The sequence below is a fragment of the Burkholderia puraquae genome (assembly GCF_002099195.1).
Classification (GTDB): Bacteria; Pseudomonadota; Gammaproteobacteria; order Burkholderiales; family Burkholderiaceae; genus Burkholderia; species Burkholderia puraquae.
This window is the reverse complement of the sequence record NZ_NBYX01000015.1, coordinates 44,330-63,796: the sequence shown is the minus strand read 5'-3', so window position 1 is coordinate 63,796 and position 19,467 is coordinate 44,330. Positions and strand designations below refer to the sequence as shown.

Genomic DNA, 19,467 nt, shown 5'->3' with positions numbered 1-19,467 from the left:
TCGACATTCAACGTTGCATCCGTCCAACCCGGAGGTTCCTCATGGTTTTCGTCGTTTCCTATCGCCGCGCAACGGGTACGCGATTCGATGCCCGCTACTACGTCGAGCAGCACATTCCTCTGGTGGAAAAGTCGTGGAAACCGTACGGGCTCGAATCCGTCGACGCGTTCTTCCCCGCACGGCAGGACAGCGAGGTGGCCGTCGTGGCCATGTGCCGCTTCACGGATCGGGCAGCGCTCGACGCCGCGTTCGCGTCCGTGGAGACGGCCGACATCATGGCCGATATCGACGCGTTCACCGATATCGCGCCCGATCGCTACATCACGGACGTGTTCTCGCGCGTCGAATGAATGCCGCTGGTCTCAGGGGACCGACGAGCGACTGGCCGACCTGAATGGCGTAACGTCATTTTCGATTCACGACGTATACGGCTGGACCGGCGAACCTTGAACCTCATGTCGGCCGGGGCGTGCGTCGACACATGCACGGAAGCGTATGCACATCGCGCGTCGTGCGTCGCGTCAGAGCAAGCCCATCGCCGACGCCTTGAGCGTCGCCGCGGCGCGTGTCGAGCATTCGAGCTTGCGAAACGCCTTCTCGACATGGGTGCGCACCGTGCTCGGACTCATCGAGAGCGCCTGCGCGACCTGCTTGTTGCTCGCCCCTCGGGAGATTGCCCGCAGTACGTCGATTTCCCGTGGCGACAGGCGCGGGCCGTCGTGCGACGCGCGTGCGGCCATGCGCCGGGCCGCTGGCGCGCCACCCGTGACGAGCGCCGCGACCACGTCGCCGCATAGCCGGCCGCGCGCCGCTTCTTCCTGCAATTGGCCGGCGGCGGCCGCATCGCTGAGCGCCGCCCGCCACGGGCGCGCCGAGCGCAACGCGACCCACGCCAGCGATGCCGCGAGTACGCGCGCTTCCAGCGTCAGCGCCGCATCGCGCACGCCGCGAAAATAGCCGGAACCGTCCTGCCGCTCGTACGCATACGACGCCAACACCGCGGCTTCACCGAGCGCGCCGGTCTGCCTGCCGGCACGCTCGGTCCAGTACGGCACGAGCCGCACCTTTTCCCACGCGCTCGCCGGCAGCCGCGCCGGAAGATTCCACACGTCGTTCGGCACCGCGGCCCGGCCGATGCCATGAATCAGCCCGGCGCGGTAGACGCGTTCGCGCGCGGCCGCATCCGGCGACAGACGCTCGTAACACGCGGCCGCCGTCGCGGCGACCGAACGCGAGAACCCGGTCATCCACGGGAGTTTCAGATCGATGACGTCCGCGATCAATTCGGCGGAGGTCGCGCCTTGCATGCCGGGCGTGGCCAATGCGGCATCGAGATCGTCGGGCGACAGGTGATCGAGCGCTGCGAGCCAGCGCGCGGCGTCGTGCGCGGCTGCCTCGACGAGCGCGCTCGGATAGCGTGCGCCCGCGCGTTGCCCGATCCATTCGATAGCCTGCTCGATGCCGTACGTGCGGCTGAATACGTCGAGATCGCCCGCGAGCGTGACGATCGACACGGCGGCCGGCACCTGTTCCCGCGCGAGCCGTGCGGGCAGCCCGTTGCCGTCCCAGCTTTCGAAAATGTGCCGCAGCGCGGTTTCCGTGGCGCTGGAGAGGCCTAGTATTCGCGCGACTTCGCCCGACACTTCGCAATGGATTTGCGCGAGCGGGATCATCGCGGCGCCGGCGCGGCCGACCGCTTCGGCGAGGCCGGGCCGGTTCTCGAGCATGGCGGCGCGAATCGCGACATCGTCGCCGAACGCCTGAGCGAAACCCGCGGCGTTCGCGGTACAGCCCGACCAGCGCAACAGCGCCACTTCGCGAGCCGTGTCGCACACCGACGCGTCGAATCCCGCCGCGTGCGCGAGCTGTGCCGCCAGCCAGCCGGTGCGCAACGAATGATCGGTCGGCTGCCCCATGCTGAGATCGCCGATGAAGGCCAGCGCGCGTACGGCGTCGAATATGCGCAGCGGGGCGTGACGGGCTTCGGCGTCGGGCATCGGATGGGGTGCGGGCATTCACGAGAACGGGAAAACGATCATACGCGACGACGTCGCGCCTTGCATGCGCGTGCGGATCGGCCGCGCGCTGCACCGGCCGGAGGCGATTTTGGTGCCTGTCGGTACGCGCGGCCGGCGCGCCTTCGCCATCGGACATCCGACCGATGGCGGGCGGCCGTCACGATGGCGATACTCGGTGCACTGGAGATCCGGTCGGCACGACGTCCGCACGGCGGACGCGCTGCACGCCGGCCGGAACGACGATCCGATAGACGAAGGAATGCAAATGGCTGACCACTCCCCCGAATTCCGTGCCCCCGCCGACGCACAATGGCTGAAACGGTACTACTTTTCCCGGGCGATATTCTCGCTGCTCTGGGTCGCACTGGCGTTTTCCGTCGGCCGGCAGAGCGCGGCCGGCGCAGCGATCCTGCTGATCGTTTATCCGGCCTGGGATGCGCTCGCCAATTTCGCCGACCTCGCCCGCAGCGGCGGAGCGGCGACGAACCGCACCCAGGCGGTCAACGTCGCGATCAGCGCGGCCACGACGCTGGCGGTATTTCCCGCTTTGAATGCCGGCATGCATGCGGTGCTCACGGTGTTCGGCATCTGGGCGATTCTTTCCGGCGGGCTGCAGCTCGGCACGGCGCTGCGCCGCTGGAAGCAGGTCGGCGCGCAGTGGGCGATGATCCTGAGCGGCGCGCAATCCGCGCTGGCGGGCGTGCTGTTCATAGCCCAACGCCACGCGTCCATGCCGCCCGCCATCGTGAAGATCGCGGGCTACGCGGCAGTAGGCGCCGCCTATTTCCTGATATCGGCCCTGTGGCTGCAGCTGCGGCGGGCACGACGCAGCGCGTCGTGAGCCGTCGATCGAGATGAAGATGTCACGCCACGGGGTGCCGTCGCCCTGGTTGCGGTCAAGGGCACACGTCGTGCAACGCATGCGCTCATGCAGATGAGCGCAGTGGTGAAAAAAATGGGGGGTGTTTCGCGATCGCGAATGGCAGGTGTTGGGCGACGTGAACGGGTCTGAACGGCCCGAAGGAGACATTCACTCCTCTACAAAGCGGCCATCCAAATGTTGCCATCGACGTTGTTGCAATACGTAGGCAATTCGAACACTCCGATCCGGATACCCGGAGGAAACGCTATAGCCGCAGGCGGGTATCACCGCCGAAGCGCGCCTACCGGCTACGCAACGCCTGAGCCAGTGCGTCGCCCGCAGCCAGAATGTGCGCGGACAGCGCCGCACACGCTGCGTCCACATCGCCATCGCGTATCGCCCTGACGATGTTCCGATGCTCGTCGTTCGAGCGATCTTGCCAGTCGAGTTGCTGCCACGTCGCGTACAGATGCCGTGAGCTGGCCCGATGCATGTCGCCGATTGCGTCGATGAGCCGCGGCATCCCGCACCGCGCGGTCAATGCGCGATGAAACCTGAGGTTCAGCGTCGCGAGCACGGCGATGCCACGCGCCGCCGACTCCTGATCGAGGATCGCATCGAGTTCCTCCAGCGCACGGGCGTCGAGAGCGGGAATCGCCTCGCGCAGCGCCAGCGCCTCGAAAGCAGCGCGCATCTTTGCCATTTCAAGCACGTCCGCCGGCTCGAGCGGCGCCGCCCGCACGCCCCTTCGCGGCTCCACCACGGCCAGCCCTTGCGCTTCCAGCCGTCTGAACGCCTCGCGTACCGGCACATGGCTCGCGCCAAATTCGGCGGCGATGTGGTCCTGACGCAGCCACTCCCCCGGTGCGATGACGCCCGAGATGATTCGATCCGCCAATGCGCCAGCGATCCGGTCGGCCAGTGAGCGATCTTCCTTGACTTCAAAGTTCATGCCGACCACCATGCATATATTATCTATTAAATTGTAACAAAACCGGAGGCTCGATGCGCCACCACCGTCCTGCGCGTCTGCAGCACATTGCCGGCATCGGGGTCGATCGCATGGGTTCGATTGCCGATCATGCCGACGTCGACCTTTTGCGACTCGAAAATCTCGATACCGACATCCCGCCCACTGCAGAGGCGCTCGCCTTCACCCGAGAGGCAATCGAGCGAGACTCGGCCAACTCCTATTTGCCATTCGTCGGTCAGGATCGGCTGCGCGCGAGCGCCGCCGCCCACGTGTCGGCGCTTTCGGGGCAGCGCTTTACCGCCGACCAGGTGGTGGTGTCGGCGGGCGGGCTCTCCGGCATTCTGAACACGCTGCTTGCCACCGTCGAGACCGGCGACGAAGTGATCGTCACCGATCCGACGTACGCGGGCCTGCTGAACCGCGTCCGCCTGGCGGGCGGCGTGCCGCGGCAAGTCCCGTTCGCCTTCACGCCGGGCGGCGAATGGAAGCTGGACCAGGCCGCGCTGCGGGCGGCAATCGGTCCGAAAACGCGGGTCATGCTGCTGATGTCTCCGTCGATGCCTTCGGGCGGTGTCTTCGACGCGTCCGACTGGCAACTGATCGCGAGCCTGTGTGTACGGAACGATCTGCTGCTGATCCTCGACAGTGCGATGGAGCGGCTGCTGTTCGATGGACGCACGGTCATCCATCCCGCCGGCCTGCCCGGCATGGCCGAGCGGACGGTGACGGTCGGCGCGGCGTCGAAAGAGCTCCGCATGATTGGCTGGCGGGTAGGCTGGATCGTCGCGCCGGAATGGCTGATTCCCGATCTGGTGGCCGTGTCGCTCGCCAATGTCGTGGTACCGGTCGGCATTGCCCAGGAGGCTGCGGCGGTTGCGCTCGAACATTCGGCGTCCGATCTGCCCGGCTACGTGAGCGAACTCGAAAAGCGGCGGGACACGATCGCCGCCGAACTGTCCGGGCTCCCGTTCGGCATGCCGGCGGGCGGCTGGTCGATGCTACTGCGTGTCTCCGACTTCGGCCTGACCGGATCGCAGATGTCGGAGCGGTTGCTGAGCCGCGGCGTATGTGCGACAGCGATGACCGGATGGGGCGTCGCACACGGCGAGCAGTATGTCCGTTTCGTGTTCTCGAACGAACCTGTCGAACGGCTGCGCACGCTTGGAAACAAGGTGCGCCTCGCACTGGAGGACGCATGACGGCCGTCGACGAGACAGCCGAGTATTGCGCCAAGCGTCCGTGGCTCGAGGTACCCGGCATGCCGCGTGTGATGGTCGAACGAACTCACGAGAGATCCTGTTTCTGCCGAAAGTCTCGCTTGTGACGATCCACGTGCCGTGAGACATCCAACGCCGGGCGGCGAGATGCGCAGCCCCGCCGACCGTCACATCGGCCGAGCGCCCTACCGCCCTGCCGGCGGCTGCAGGATGTCGCGTGGAATCGCTGCGATCAGCACGCAGCTGACCAGCAGGCACGCGCCCAGCGCATAGGTACCGTTGTTGATGTCGCCGGTCATCTGCTTGGCGACGCCGGTGATCATCGAGCCCGTGAACCCGGACAGGTTGCCCACCGAATTGATCAGCGCAATGCCGGCCGCCGCGGCCGTGCCGGAAAGTATCTGCCCCGGGAAGGTCCAGTAGATCGGCATCAGCGCGAGGATGCCGCACGTCGCGATGGTCAGGAATACGATCGACAGCGCAACGTTGTGCGCCAACGCCGCGCTCGCGATCAGGCCGACCCCGCCGATCAGCGCGGGAATCGCCGCGTGCAGGCGGCGCTCGCCGGTCTTGCGCGAGTGCGACGCGTTCCACACCATCGCGAAGATTGCCGTCAGGTACGGAATGGCGGTCAGGGCGCCGATATGCAGCGGGCTCTGCACGCCCGACGCGCGAATGATCGACGGCAGCCAGAACGCCAGCCCGTAGAAGCCGGTATTGAATGTGAGCAGGATGAAGGTGAGCAGCCAGACGCGCGGGCTGCGCAGCGCGGCGCCGATGCTGTGCGATTTGTGCGCGGCTTCGGTTTCGAGGTTGCGCGCCAGCCGCGCCTTTTCGTCGCCGGACAGCCACTTCGCCGACTGCGGGCCGTCGCCGAGGCACGCGAGCACGATGAACGCCACCACGATCGACGGCAGCCCTTCGAGCAGCAGCATCCATTGCCAGCCGCTCATGCCCGACAGGCCGTGCGTGTGCTCCATCAGCCAGCCGGACACCACGCTGCCGAGCGTCAGGCTCAGCGGGATCGCGACCAGGAAGCCCGACATGGCCACGCTCTGGCGGCGCGCCGGGAACCAGTAGTTCATGTACAGGATCACGCCCGGAAAGAAGCCGGCTTCGCACAGGCCCAGCAGGAAGCGCAGCGCGTAGAACATCGTGGACGTCTGCACGTGGAAGAACTGCGCGAGCGGCACGATGAACGCCATCGACGACGACACGATGCCCCACGTGACCATGATCCGCGCGATCCAGAAGCGCGCGCCGTAGCGGTGCAGCAACAGGTTGCTGGGCATCTCGAACAGGAAATAGCCCCAGAAGAAAATGCTGGCACCGAGCGCATAGACGCCGTCGCTCAGGCTCAGGTCGTCGAGCATCTGCAGCTTCGCAAAGCCCACGTTCACGCGATCCAGATAGGCCACGACGTAACAGAGCAGCAGCAACGGCAGGATGCGCCGCATCACCTTGCGATACAGGGCGTCGTCGGATGAATCGGCCGCGGCCGGGGCGGCAGCGGCCTGCGTAATGGATGGCATCGGTCTGTCTCCTGATTGTGTAGGTCTTCTTCGTACCGGCGGGTTCTTCGACACATCGATGTTACCGATAACATTTCGTGGCAAAAAAAACGCCGACGAGGCAGCGGGGAGCAATCGACGCAGTGATACCGGTAACGAACCGGAAGGTAGCACGCGTCAACCGGCGCGTACAAGGGCCGGCGAACGCGTGGTTTCCCCTAGTGCGCGCATCGCCGCGACGGAGCGGCGCGGCACGCATGAACGCGGATGCGGCACCGGTATGATGTAGCCTTTCCAGCTTCCGTCCGATCGCGATTCCGATGCCCAGTCCCACCGCCGTCCGGCCTGCCGGGCCGCCCCGCATGTCCGACGTAGCCCGCCTCGCCGGCGTATCGAAGATGACGGTGTCGCGCGTGCTCGCCGGCCACAGCGTGGCCGCCGAGACGCGCGCGCGGGTCTGCGCGGCGATCGACCAGCTCGGCTACGTGGCGGACGCGGCCGCAGGCGCGCTGTCGTCGGGACGGTCGGAATTCGTCGCGGTGCTGGTGCCGTCGCTGTCGAGCTCCAACTTCTCCGACACCGTGCGCGGCCTGACCGACGCGCTCGAACCCGAAGGTCTCCAGCTGCTGCTCGGCGACACCGACTACGATCTCGAACGCGAGGAGCGGCTCGTGCGCTCGATGTTGCGGCACCAGCCGCGCTGCATCGCGCTGACGGGGGCGCAGCACACCGATGCGACACGCAAGGTGCTCGAACGCTCGGCGATCCCGGTGGTCGAGATGTGGGACCTGCCCACGCATCCGATCGACACCGCCGTCGGCTTCTCGAACGTGCGCGCCGCCCGGGCGATGGTGCGCCACCTGGCCGAGCGCGGCTACCGGCGCATCGGTTTTCTGGGCGGCGCGAGCGAGCTGGATCGGCGCGGCCTCGACCGGCTCAAGGGATACCAGGCGGAGATCAAGGCGCTGAAACTCGGTGAGCCGCGCATCGTGCGGCTGGGCGAATCGCCGATCACGATGGGCCATGGCGGGCCCGCGATGGCCGCCCTGCTCGAACAATGGCCGGATACCGATGCGGTGATGTGCGTGAGCGACATGTCCGCGTTCGGCGCGATCATGGAATGCCACCGGCGCGGGCTGTCCGTGCCCGCGGACATGGCCGTGGCCGGATTCGGGAATTTCGAAGTGGCCTCATGCTGCCACCCGGCCATCACGACCGTGTCGGTCGACGCGTACGGCATCGGGCGACGCACGGGCGAAGCGTTGCTGGCCGCGCTGCAGGCGCGCGACGGCGGCGAGCGCATCGAGCCGCAAAGCATCCGCATCGACTATACGATCGTCGCGCGAGAAAGCGCGTGATGCGCTGACGATCGGGGCGGGGCGGCGCGTCGGCGGGTCGCGATGCACGCAACAACGCCCCGTCCCCTGCCCTCGCGCCGCCCGTCGCGCACAACACTCCCTTCCTCCGTACAAAAAACCCGTGCTAACATCCAACCGATGTTACCGGTAACTATCCGGTGCGCCAGAACGAAAAGCCCCTTCGGAGACAGCCCGCCATGTCACACACCCCTCGCCGCCTGCGCAGCCAGGAATGGTTCGACGATCCCGCGCATGCCGACATGACCGCGCTCTATGTCGAGCGCTTCATGAACTACGGGTTGACGCGCGAGGAGTTGCAGTCGGGCCGCCCCGTGATCGGCATTGCGCAGACGGGCAGCGACCTCGCGCCGTGCAACCGCCACCACATTGAACTGGCCGAGCGCACGAAGGCGGGCATCCGCGATGCGGGCGGCATTCCGATGGAATTCCCCGTGCATCCGCTGGCCGAGCAAAGCCGCCGGCCGACCGCCGCACTCGACCGCAACCTCGCGTACCTCGGGCTGGTGGAAGTGCTGCACGGCTTTCCGCTGGACGGCGTGGTGCTGACGACCGGCTGCGACAAGACCACGCCCGCCTGCCTGATGGCGGCCGCGACCGTCGACATGCCGGCGATCGTGCTGTCGGGCGGGCCGATGCTCGACGGCTGGCACGACGGCAAGCGCGTCGGCTCGGGCACGGTGATCTGGCATGCGCGCAACCTGCTCGCCGCCGGCGAGATCGACTACGAAGGCTTCATGCAGCTGACCACGGCTTCGTCGCCGTCGATCGGCCATTGCAACACCATGGGCACCGCGCTGTCGATGAACAGTCTGGCCGAGGCGCTCGGCATGTCGTTGCCGGGCTGCGCGAGCATCCCCGCCGCGTACCGCGAGCGCGGCCAGATGGCGTACGCGACCGGCAAGCGCGCGGTCGAGCTCGTGCGCGAAGACGTGCGCCCGTCGGCGATCATGACGCGCGCGGCGTTCGAGAATGCGATCGTCGTCGCGTCCGCGCTCGGCGCATCGACCAACTGCCCGCCGCACCTGATCGCGATCGCACGCCACATGGGCGTCGAACTGGGCCTGGACGACTGGCAGCGCCTCGGCGAGGCCGTGCCGCTGCTCGTCAACTGCATGCCGGCCGGCGAGTACCTCGGCGAGAGCTTCCACCGCGCCGGCGGCGTGCCGGCGGTACTGCGCCAGCTCGATGCGGCCGGCCTGCTGCGGCGCGACTGCGCGACCGTTTCCGGGCGCGCGATCGGCGAAATCGCCGACACCGCGCCCGACGCCGACAGCGACGTGATCCGCACGCCCGACGCACCGCTCAAGCATGGTGCGGGCTTCATGGTGCTGTCGGGCAACTTCTTCGACAGCGCGATCATGAAGATGTCGGTGGTCGGTGAAGCGTTCCGCCGGACCTATCTGGCCGAGCCGGGCGCGGAGAACACGTTCGAGGCCCGCGCGATCGTGTTCGAAGGCCCCGAGGACTACCACGCGCGCATCAACGATCCCGCGCTGCACATCGACGAGCGCTGCATCCTCGTGATTCGCGGCTGCGGCACGGTCGGCTACCCGGGCAGCGCGGAAGTCGTCAACATGGCGCCGCCGGCCGAACTCGTGAAGCGCGGCGTGACCTCGCTGCCCTGCATGGGCGACGGGCGCCAGAGCGGCACGTCGGCCAGCCCGTCGATCCTGAACGTGTCGCCCGAGGCGGCGGTCGGCGGCGGCCTGGCGCTGCTGCGCACGAACGACCGCATTCGCGTGGACCTGAACCGCCGCAGCGTCGACGTGCTCGTGGACGAGGATGAACTCGCGCGCCGTCGCGAGACGGCGAGCTTCACGGTGCCGCAGGCGCAAACGCCGTGGCAGGCACTCTATCGCCAGTTCGTCGGCCAGCTGTCCACCGGCGGCTGCCTCGAGCCCGCCACGCTGTACCTGAAGGTGATCGAACAACGCGGCAACCCGCGCCATTCGCACTGACCCTCCCTGTCCACGACCCTTGCCGAGCTGACCATGCGTACTCTTTCCGTTTCCGACTGCCTGCCGCACGACCTGGCGCAAGCGCTGCTGATCGGCCGTGTGTGGCGGCACGACGGCGCCCATGCGGGCCCGAGCGTCGTTGCCGTGCGCGACGGCGAAGTGATCGACATCACGCGCACCGTACCGACCACCGCGGACCTGTTCGACCGCCCCGACGCGGCCGCCATCGCTCGCACGGCGCCCGGCGAATCGCTCGGCCGCGTCGAGCCGCTGCTGCAGGCGGCGCTCGACGGCACGCGCGGCGCGACCCCCCTGCTCGCACCGTGCGACGTGCAGGCCGTCAAGGCATGCGGCGTCACCTTCGCCGTCAGCCTGATCGAGCGCGTGATCGAGGAACAGGCCGGCGGCGACCCCGTGAAAGCAGCGGACGTGCGCGCGACCATCGCAGCCACCATCGGCACCGATCTGTCGAAGATCGTGCCGGGCTCGGACGCCGCGATGCGGTTGAAGGCGGAACTCGAGCGCCGCGGCGCGTGGTCGCAATACATGGAAGTCGGCATCGGCCCCGATGCCGAGGTGTTCTCGAAGGCGCAGCCGATGTCGGCGGTGGGCTTCGGCGCGGACGTGGGGCTGCTGCCGGTATCGGTATGGAACAACCCCGAACCGGAGATCGTGCTCGCGGTTTCCAGCGACGGCAGGCCGGTGGGCGCCACGCTCGGCAACGACGTGAACCTGCGCGACATCGAAGGCCGCTCGGCGCTGCTGCTCGGCAAATGCAAGGACAACAACGGCTCGTGCGCGATCGGCCCGTTCGTGCGGCTGTTCGACGACGGTTTCACGCTGGATAGCGTACGGCAGGCCAGCGTGTCGCTGCACGTCGAAGGCGCGGACGACGGCTTCGTGCTCGACGGCATCAGCCACATGCGCGAGATCAGCCGCGACCCGGCCGACCTCGTCGCCCAGACCTGCGGCGCGCATCACCAGTATCCGGACGGCTTCATGCTGTTCCTCGGCACGATGTTCTCGCCGATCCAGGACCGCGACGCGCCCGGCGGCGGATTCACGCATCACCTGGGCGACCGCGTCACCATCTCCACGCCCGCGCTCGGCGCACTCGTCAACACCGTGCGGCTGTGCACCGAGATCGCGCCGTGGACCTTCGGCGTGCGCGCGCTGTATGCCAATCTGGCCGCACGCGGCCTGCTTGCGCCGTAAGAGACGCAGCCTCGACGCCCCCATCGACATCGACGCGCAGCGGATCGACGGCCAGGCCGCACGCTCACGCACGCGGTTGCGATCAAGGGTTGCGCGGATGCGTGCCGCGCCGATGCGGCCGCCCGGCGAAATCATGCAAAATACGCCCCATCTGAGATGGGGAGACGCGCCCGTGGGAATCAACTTCGATTTGAACGACTTGCAGGCGTTTCGCGCGGTCGTGGAAACGGGCAGTTTCCGAAAGGCCGCGGAATCGGTCAGCATTTCCCAGCCCGCGTTGAGCCGCCGGATCGACAAGCTCGAGGAAGCGCTCGGCGTGCGCCTGTTCGAGCGCACCACGCGTCGCGTCGCGCTCACCACGGTCGGCCGCGTGTTCGCCCAGAGCGCGGAACAGCTGCTCGACGATCTCGATGCGGCCCTGCTCGGCATTCGCGACGTGTCGTCGAGCCGCCTGGGCCATGTGACCATCGCGTGCGTGCCCTCGGTTGCCTACTACTTTCTGCCGGCCATCATCGCGCGCTATCATCACCGCTTTCCGCGCATCCGGGTCAAGCTGCTGGACGCGAGCGCGAACGAGGTGCTGGGCGCCGTCATCAGCGGCGAGGCCGATTTCGGCGTGAGTTTCATGGGCAGCCAGGAATCCGACATCGAATTCAAGGTGTTGCTCCAGGAGCGGTTCGTTGCTGCCTGCCGCCGCGACCATCCGCTCGCGCGCAAGAAGCGCGTGACCTGGAACGAACTGTACGAGCACGATTACGTGTCGGTGGACAAGACTTCCGGTAACCGTCTGTTGCTCGACCAGGCGCTTGCCGCCGTGGCGCCGCGTGGGCCGAGCGTATGCGAAGCGCGCCACGTGACGACCCTGCTCGGATTGATCGAGGCGGGGCTCGGCGTCGCCGCGGTGCCCTCGATGGCGATGCCCGGGCACGACCACCCGATTCTCACGAGCGTGCCGCTCGTCGAGCCGGTCGTCAAACGCCGCGTGGGCATCGTGAAACGGCGCGGACGACCGCTCACACCGGCCGCCGAAGCATTTCACCGGATGATCGTCGACGCGAAGCGCGGCGGTATCGCAAGCAGCGATGCATCGGTGTGACAACGACAGACGAGACACGAAGGAAGACCGTCCAGTGAGGCTGGCCAGGCTGCTTAAATCGCTTTACGTGCAGGTCCTGCTCGCGATGATGCTCGGCGTGACCGTCGGTCACGCATGGCCGGGAGCAGGCGCGATGCTCAAGCCCCTCAGCGATGCGTTCGTCGGCCTCGTGCGGATGACCATCGCGCCGATCGTCTTTTGCACGATCGTGTCGGGCATCACGTCGCTGGCGAACGGGAAGGCCATCGGCCGCACGATCGTTCGGGCGCTGGCACTTTTCTATCTGCTGACCGCCGTCGCGCTCGCGATCGGGCTCGCCGCCGCGTTCGTGCTGCGGCCGGGCGCCGGCCTGCACATCGATGTGCACCATCTCGATTCGAGCGTCCTGGCTCAGTACGCGAGGGAGGCGCAGCCACGCGGGCTCGTGGCGTTCGCGCTGAGCGTGATTCCCGATACGATGCTCGGCGCGTTCGAGCAAGGCGAAGTGTTGCCGGTACTGCTGCTGTCGCTGCTGTTCGGCTTCTCGCTGAATGCGCACCGGAAGGCCGGCCGGCCCGTTCTTGCACTGATCGACGGTGTGGCCCAGGTTGTCTTTCGCGTGCTGGCGATGATCATGCGGCTCGCGCCGCTCGGCGCATTCGGCGCGATGGCCTTCACGGTGGGCCGCTTCGGGATCGGCTCGGTCGGCTCGCTTGCGAAGCTGGTGGTGTCCTTCTATGTGGCGTGCGCGCTGTTCGTCGCGCTGGTGCTCGCACCGCTCGCGCGGCTGCACGGCTTCGCGCTGTGGCGGCTGTTGCGCTACCTGCGCGAAGAGTTGCTGATCGTCCTCGCGACGTCCTCTTCGGAGCCCGTTCTGCCGCGCCTGATCGTCAAGCTGGAGTCGCTCGGCTGCGACAAAGGCGTCGTGGGGCTCGTGCTGCCGGCAGGCTATTCGTTCAATCTGGACGGTACCGCGATCTATCTGACGCTCGCCGCATTGTTTATCGCGCAGGCGTGCGACGTGCCCCTTTCCGCAACGCAGATCGCGATGATGCTCGCCGTCATGCTGCTCACGTCCAAGGGCGCGGCCGGTGTTTCCGGTAGCGGGCTGGTTGCGCTGGTCGCCACGCTCGCCGTCATGCCCGACCTGCCCGTTGCCGGGGTGGCCCTGCTGGTCGGGATCGACCGCTTCATGTCCGAGGCGCGCGCGCTGACGAGCGTGATCAGCAATGCCTGCGCGGTGATCTTCGTTTCGATGTGGGAAGGCGCGTGCGATCGCGCGCGTCTTGCGCAGAGGCTCGCCGTGGGCGGTTCGGCATCCCTGAATGGGGCCGATGAAGACCGTGTCGCGGCAGATGCGGACGGTAACGGGAAGGCCGTCTGACGCAAGCCCTCCCGTCGGTTGGACTCAGTGAGCGGAAACGGAATCGAGCCCGGTCGAGTTCACGTCCGCCTGCACATCGGGCGACGCAAGATAGTCGAGCAGCGCCTTCGCTTCCTTGGGATGCTGCGCGCCAACGGGGATGCCGGCCGCGAAACGCGTGACCGATTGCAACGATTCGGGAATCTTGCCGACGAAGGTCGCCCCCTTGACCGGCAGCAGCTCGCTCACCTGCTGGAAGCCGATTTCGTAGTCGCCGTTCGCGACGACCGATGCCACCGGAATCCGCGGAATCATCTTCGCCTTCGACTTCACCTGGTCCTCGATGCCGAGCTTCCTGAACAGCTCGCGTTCGATATAGACGCCGCTTGCGCTGTCCGAGTAGGCGATCGACTTCGCGTGCAGCAGCACCTGCTTGAGGCCGTCGGCGGAGCTGATGTCGGGCTTGGCCGCCCCGTCGCGCACGACCATGCCGATGCGCGAGTCGGCCAGCTCGACCCGGGATCCGGGGACGACCTTGCCCTGCTTGATCAGCTCGTCGAGTGCGTAGCCGACCATGATGACGGCGTCGGCGGGCTCGCCGCGCGCGAGCCGGTTCGGAATCGCTTCGGGCGACTTGCCCATCGACGGGCCGAGCGCGGTATCGAGCGTATTGCCCGTCGTCGTCGCAAACCGGGGGCCGAGCAGTTTGTACGCGGCGGTGAAGCCGCCCGAGCTCATCACGTGCAGTTCGGCAGCCTGCACGTTGGCCGCAACCGCCGTGGTGGCAACGAGCGCGGTCGCACAAAATTTCAGGAGCAGATTTCTCATGGTCGTGGTCTTGGTCGTGCGGATTCGCATGGGTTCGTGTGGTTTCCTGAGCATTCCGGGTGGGGCGGGCATCAATGCGCCGGCGTCAGCGTCGCGGCACGGTGCCGATAGAGCGCGAACGTCGCAAGAAGCGCGCACACCGCGGCGAAGCTCATCCAGTAGCCCGGGGCGGCCTTGTCGCCCGTCATGTGAATGAGCGCGGTCGAGATGGCAGGCGTGAAGCCGCCGAACACGGCCGTCGCGAGGCTGTAGGCGAGCGAGAAGCCCGCGACACGCACCTGCACCGGCATCACTTCCGTGAGCGCCACGACCATCGCACCGTTATAGATCCCGTACATGAACGAGAGCCAGAGGAGGACGAGCAGCATGTTGACGAACGACGGCGCGTGAGCGAGCAACGACAGCGCCGGGTAGGCGGTCACGATGGTGAGCACCGTCATGCCGACCAGCAGCGGCCGGCGGCCGATCCTGTCGGACAACGCACCGCCGATCGGCAGCCACACGAAGTTCGACACGCCGACGCAGAGCGTCACGAGCAGGCTGTCGGCGGTGCTCAGATGCAGCACCGTCTTGCCGAAGGTCGGCGCGTAGACCGTGATCAGATAGAAGCTCGTGGTAGTCATCGCGACCAGCATCATGCCGGCAATCACGATGCCCCAGTTCTGGACCAGCGTACCGAACACTTCCTTCATGCCCGGACGATGCTTGCGCGCCTTGAACTCCTGGGTTTCCTCCAGGTTGCGGCGCAGCATGAAGATGAACGGCACGATCATGCAGCCGACGAAGAACGGCGCGCGCCATCCCCATGCGGCGATGGCCGACGCGCTCAGCCATTGATTGAGCGCAAAGCCGAGGCCCGCGGCAACGACGATCGCGACCTGCTGGCTGGCGGACTGCCAGCTCGTGAAGAAGCCCTTGCGGCCGGGCGTGGCCAGCTCGGCGAGATAGACCGATACGCCTCCCAGTTCGGCGCCGGCGGAGAAGCCCTGCAGCAGCCGCCCCAACAGCACGAGCGCGGGTGCCAGCAGGCCGATCGTCGCGTAGCCCGGCACGAACGCGATCAGGATGGTGCCGCTCGCCATGATGGACAGCGTGACGATCAGGCCCTTGCGCCGGCCAACGTCGTCGATGTACGCGCCCAGCACGATTGCGCCCAGCGGCCGCATCAGGAAGCCGGCGCCGAACACGGCGAAGGTCATCATCAGCGAAGCGAACTCGCTTTGCGCGGGAAAGAAAACGTTGGCGATTTGCGTGGCGTAGAAGCCGAACAGGAAGAAGTCGAACTGCTCGAGAAAATTCCCGGCGGTGACGCGGAAAACTGCAGCGGCCTTCGAACGTTCGTTCGGAAGGCTGGACGAGGGGTGCATCGGGGTGTCTCCTGAAAATCCGGAAATACGCGGGAGGGTGGATCGATTGTCGTTTTCCGGCATGTTCGCTCGTCGCCAGGCAAACGATAAGTGCAATTTTTGGAAGGATTGATGTCGATGGGTTATCAATCGACGGGGTATCGGCGCGTGTCGCCGCACATCGTTCCGCGCACGGCGAACGCCCGATGCAGGGCTTTGCAGGACCAGCCAGACGGGCTCGCACACGTTTGCGCGCCCGTGCGCGATCGCTCGCGCCCACGGACGGCCCTGCGGACCTCGATTTTCTGTTAACCGTGCCGTTAACCCAGGTTTGACCCGCGCCGGCCCCACTGCCGCCGGCATCCCATACGAGCACGAGCATGGCCGCAACCACCTCGATCGAGAAAATCGCCGACTGGGCCGGACGCAACCATCTTGTCGTCGGGGCACTGGGCACGTTGATGTCGCTGGCGGCGCTCGGGATCAGCGCGGCGACACTGTGGGTCGGGCGCAGCGAAGTGATCGACCACGCGCACGAGACGTCGCGCAACGTCGCCGCCGTACTGGTGAGCCAGATCGCGCGCACCGTCGAAACGTCGAACGACGCGCTGGTCGCGCTCGCGTCCGATCTCGGCAACCCCGCGGTGCGACGCATGGATGCCGGGCTGCGGCACGATCTGCTGTTCGAGCGCACCGCCGCGCAATACGTGACCGGCATGGGCGTGACCGACCGGCACGGCCGGTTGATCGACGGATGCTGCGGCACGACCCATCGTTGGGATTTCAGCGATCGCGACTACTTCAAGGTCCATCGCGATGCCGACAACGTCGGCCTCTACGTGTCCGAGGCCTATCGCGCACGCTCGCGCGGCGGCAAGGAATCGATCGCGCTGTCGCGGCGCATCGACCGGCCGGATCATACGTTCAACGGCATCGCGGTGGTCGCCGTCGACATCGCCTATTTCGAGCAGCTCCTGGCCGGTCTCGATGTCGGGCCGAACGGAGTCAGCGCGATCCTGCGCGCGGACGGCACGATCCTCGCGAGAAATCCGTCGTTGAACGACAACCAGATGAACCACCTGCGTCGCTCGAAAGCCTTCGACCGGATGGTGCACAGCGAATCGGGCTTCTACCCCGCTCGTTCGGTCATCGACGGCACCGTGCGGCTGTATACGTACCAACGGGTGCCGGGCACGCCGCTGATCGCCGTCGTCGCGCCGGCCGAGCGCGACGTGCTGGCGAGCATCGCGCGCCTGTCGTGGACGGTAGGCGTGTCCGCCACCATGATCAGCGCGCTCTTCTGCGCGGTGGTCTGGCTGCTCGCGTTTTCGCTGCGGGACAACCTGCGCAAGCAGACGCTGCTCACGGACCTCACCCGGACCGATCCGCTGACGAGCCTGTGCAACCGCCGCGCGCTCGATATCGCGCTGGCCGACGAATGGGAACGGCTGCAGCGGGGCAACAACGGCAGCCTGTCGATCCTGTTCATCGATGCCGACCACTTCAAGCAGTACAACGACCGGCACGGTCATGCGGTGGGCGACACGGCACTGCGCTTTCTCGCCGAATGCATCCGCGCGCACACGCGGCGGCGCGGCGATCTCGCCGCGCGCTACGGCGGCGAGGAGTTCGTCGCGGTGCTGCCGGATACGGACGAAAGCGGTGCCGCGCAGGTCGCGGAGGCGATTCGCCGCGAAGTCGAACGCAACCGGCTCGACGGGTTCGCGGAAACCGTTCCGGCCTTCACCGTCAGCATCGGCTGCGCGACCGGCCATCGCGCGCGCCCACCGTCCGTGCATGCGCTGTCGCATCAGGCGGACATGGCGCTTTATCGTGCGAAGCGCGAAGGCAGGAATCGGGTGTGTTGCGCGGAAACGGAGCAAATCGCTCACCGGGCTTGACCGGCCACGCAGCGGGCCCGCATTTTTTCGGCAGCGGAGCATACGCAAACGATTGCTTCGAAAACTGTCCCAAATTGTTCATGTACCATTCAGATAATAAGGAAAACTACTCGATGTCAACGAAACTGGACTTTTCACGTGAATGATCAACGATTAACGGTTCGCACGAAGCTGACGCTGGCTTTCAGTCTCCTGACGTGCATGGTTCTGCTCGTCTCCATTCTCGGCGTCGTATCGCTCGGCAATGCGAACGCGGCATTCGAGAACTATGTCAACGGCATCAACGCCCGCGCGACCCTGGCGGACAAGATTCTCGCGGCGGTCGACCGGCGTGCGATCGCCGCCCGCAACCAAGTCCTGGCGAACGGGACGCGCGATGCGGACATCGAGAAGGAAGCGGCGCTGCGGGCGGATCGCGAAGTCGGCGCGCTGCTGGGCGAACTGACGAATGCAGTCCGCGAGGGCAGCGGCGCGACCGACAAGGCCCGCGAACTGGTTCGGCAAATCGGGGCGGTCGAGGCGCAATACGGCCCCGTGGCGCGCGCCATCGTCGAAGCAGCGGCGAACAACCAGCGCGATCAGGCGATCACGATGATCAACGAACAGTGCCGACCGCTGCTGGCCCAGCTCGTCGCGGCCACCGACGCGTATGCGACGTTCTCGCGTACGTTGGCCGCCCAACTGGTGAAGGACTCGGACGACCGTTATACGTCGCGGCGACTGATGCTGATCGCGATCTGCATCGCCGCCGCCGCGGCGGCCGCGATCTCGGGCCTCTTCATCACCCGCGGCCTGCTGCGCTCGCTGGGCACGGAGCCTGCCGTGCTCAGCGAGATCGCCGGCCATATCGCCGCCGGCGATCTCGGCGCCGAATCCACGACCGGCGCCGCGCCCGCCGGCAGCGTCCTGGCTTCGATGCGCGACATGCAGGCGAACCTGATCCGCCTGATCTCGGAGGTCCGTACCGCATCGAGCAACGTCGCGACGGGCGCCGGCGAAATCGCGTCCGGCAACCAGGACCTGTCGTCCCGCACGGAACAGCAGGCCGCCTCGTTGCAGGAAACCGCGTCGAGCATGGAGCAACTGACCTCCACCGTGCGCCTGAACGCCGATAACGCGCAGCAGGCGAGCGGGCTGGCCAACAACGCATCGGAAGTCGCCCAGCGCGGCAGCACGGCAGTCGGCCTGATGGTCGACACAATGACGGACATCAGCGCCAGCTCCGCCAAAATCGCCGAGATCACCGCGATCATCGAAGGGATCGCATTCCAGACCAACATCCTCGCGCTCAACGCGGCCGTGGAGGCCGCCCGCGCCGGCGAACAGGGCCGCGGCTTTGCGGTGGTGGCCAGCGAAGTCCGGAGTCTCGCGCAGCGCTCGTCGAGCGCCGCGAAGGAAATTCGCGAGCTGATCTCGCAATCGGTCAGGAAGATCCAGGACGGCTCGCATATCGCGAACAACGCGGGCGAGACGATGAACCAGGTCACGCACGCGATCTCGCGCGTGACCGACATCATGGGCGAGATCGCTGCCGCGTCGAACGAGCAGAGCCGCGGCATCGAGCAGGTGAATCTGGCCATTACGCAAATGGATGAAGTCACCCAGCAGAACGCCGCGCTCGTCGAACAGGCGGCCGCCGCATCGAAGTCGCTCGAAGAACAGGGAGGCCGGCTTGCCGAGGCGGTATTGCTGTTCCGGCTCGACACGCGGGCGGCCGGCGCATAGGCCGGTGCCCGGCGCCCTGTCTCGATGACGGACGACGCATGAATTCCGGTGTCCGTCATGGTCAGCACTGGAAATTAACCAAATAGTGGGAACTTT

General features: G+C 66.8%; 15 protein-coding genes. 10 read left to right on the top strand and 5 right to left on the bottom strand.

Going from position 1 to position 19,467, the window contains the following annotated elements:
- The first annotated feature begins 41 nt into the window (after positions 1-41).
- Entirely contained in the window at positions 42-350 is a 309-nt protein-coding gene (locus tag B7G54_RS25730; RefSeq protein WP_085041631.1) for an EthD family reductase, read from the top strand.
- A 171-nt stretch (positions 351-521) separates the two neighbouring features.
- Here B7G54_RS25730 and B7G54_RS25725 read toward each other — a convergent pair whose 3' ends face one another.
- A complete protein-coding gene (locus B7G54_RS25725) occupies positions 522-1,997 on the bottom strand; it encodes an HD domain-containing phosphohydrolase (protein WP_085041630.1) in 1,476 nt (491 codons plus the stop codon).
- A 286-nt stretch (positions 1,998-2,283) separates the two neighbouring features.
- Between B7G54_RS25725 and B7G54_RS25720 the strand changes: the two genes are divergently transcribed.
- Positions 2,284-2,859 carry a DUF308 domain-containing protein gene (locus B7G54_RS25720; RefSeq protein ID WP_085041712.1) on the top strand — a complete coding sequence of 192 codons (576 nt, stop codon included), beginning with the start codon at positions 2,284-2,286 and terminating at the stop codon, positions 2,857-2,859.
- Positions 2,860-3,181: 322 nt separating this feature from the next.
- Here the strand turns inward: B7G54_RS25720 and B7G54_RS25715 are convergent, their stop codons facing one another.
- The gene (locus B7G54_RS25715; RefSeq protein WP_244289425.1) at positions 3,182-3,832 is read right to left on the bottom strand and encodes a GntR family transcriptional regulator; all 651 of its coding nucleotides are present in this window, start codon (positions 3,830-3,832) and stop codon (positions 3,182-3,184) included.
- A gap of 53 nt (positions 3,833-3,885) precedes the next feature.
- On the opposite strand from B7G54_RS25715, the gene B7G54_RS25710 reads away from it, so the two are divergent.
- Positions 3,886-5,052: a pyridoxal phosphate-dependent aminotransferase gene (locus tag B7G54_RS25710; RefSeq protein ID WP_047852929.1), complete on the top strand. Its 1,167-nt coding sequence runs from the start codon at positions 3,886-3,888 to the stop codon at positions 5,050-5,052.
- Between the two features lie 203 nt (positions 5,053-5,255).
- Here the strand turns inward: B7G54_RS25710 and B7G54_RS25705 are convergent, their stop codons facing one another.
- Positions 5,256-6,602, bottom strand: a complete 1,347-nt coding sequence (locus B7G54_RS25705; protein WP_085041628.1) for an MFS transporter — start codon at positions 6,600-6,602, stop codon at positions 5,256-5,258.
- A gap of 299 nt (positions 6,603-6,901) precedes the next feature.
- On the opposite strand from B7G54_RS25705, the gene B7G54_RS25700 reads away from it, so the two are divergent.
- The 5 genes from B7G54_RS25700 to dctA all read left to right on the top strand — a co-directional run bounded on the left by B7G54_RS25700 (position 6,902) and on the right by dctA (position 13,592).
- Positions 6,902-7,939, top strand: a complete 1,038-nt coding sequence (locus tag B7G54_RS25700) for a LacI family DNA-binding transcriptional regulator (protein ID WP_174242182.1) — start codon at positions 6,902-6,904, stop codon at positions 7,937-7,939.
- A gap of 197 nt (positions 7,940-8,136) precedes the next feature.
- Positions 8,137-9,918 (top strand): IlvD/Edd family dehydratase, encoded by a 1,782-nt coding sequence (locus B7G54_RS25695; RefSeq protein WP_085041627.1) that lies wholly within the window; start codon positions 8,137-8,139, stop codon positions 9,916-9,918.
- A gap of 33 nt (positions 9,919-9,951) precedes the next feature.
- Positions 9,952-11,133 (top strand): fumarylacetoacetate hydrolase family protein, encoded by a 1,182-nt coding sequence (locus B7G54_RS25690; protein WP_085041626.1) that lies wholly within the window; start codon positions 9,952-9,954, stop codon positions 11,131-11,133.
- A gap of 172 nt (positions 11,134-11,305) precedes the next feature.
- Positions 11,306-12,229, top strand: coding sequence for a LysR family transcriptional regulator (locus B7G54_RS25685; protein ID WP_085041711.1), 924 nt, complete (start codon positions 11,306-11,308; stop codon positions 12,227-12,229).
- Positions 12,230-12,263: 34 nt separating this feature from the next.
- On the top strand, positions 12,264-13,592 hold the full coding sequence (dctA, locus tag B7G54_RS25680; protein ID WP_085041625.1) for a C4-dicarboxylate transporter DctA: 1,329 nt from the start codon (positions 12,264-12,266) through the stop codon (positions 13,590-13,592).
- A 24-nt stretch (positions 13,593-13,616) separates the two neighbouring features.
- On the opposite strand, the gene B7G54_RS25675 is transcribed toward dctA, so the two are convergent.
- Together B7G54_RS25675 and tcuC are read right to left on the bottom strand one after the other, a co-directional pair.
- A complete protein-coding gene (locus tag B7G54_RS25675) occupies positions 13,617-14,399 on the bottom strand; it encodes a substrate-binding domain-containing protein (RefSeq protein ID WP_085041710.1) in 783 nt (260 codons plus the stop codon).
- Positions 14,400-14,470: 71 nt separating this feature from the next.
- A complete protein-coding gene (gene tcuC / locus B7G54_RS25670) occupies positions 14,471-15,766 on the bottom strand; it encodes an MFS transporter (RefSeq protein ID WP_085041624.1) in 1,296 nt (431 codons plus the stop codon).
- Positions 15,767-16,125: 359 nt separating this feature from the next.
- Between tcuC and B7G54_RS25665 the strand changes: the two genes are divergently transcribed.
- Positions 16,126-17,646 carry a sensor domain-containing diguanylate cyclase gene (locus B7G54_RS25665; protein WP_085041623.1) on the top strand — a complete coding sequence of 507 codons (1,521 nt, stop codon included), beginning with the start codon at positions 16,126-16,128 and terminating at the stop codon, positions 17,644-17,646.
- Between the two features lie 138 nt (positions 17,647-17,784).
- Positions 17,785-19,371, top strand: coding sequence for a methyl-accepting chemotaxis protein (locus tag B7G54_RS25660; protein WP_085041622.1), 1,587 nt, complete (start codon positions 17,785-17,787; stop codon positions 19,369-19,371).
- Positions 19,372-19,467: the final 96 nt, after the last annotated feature.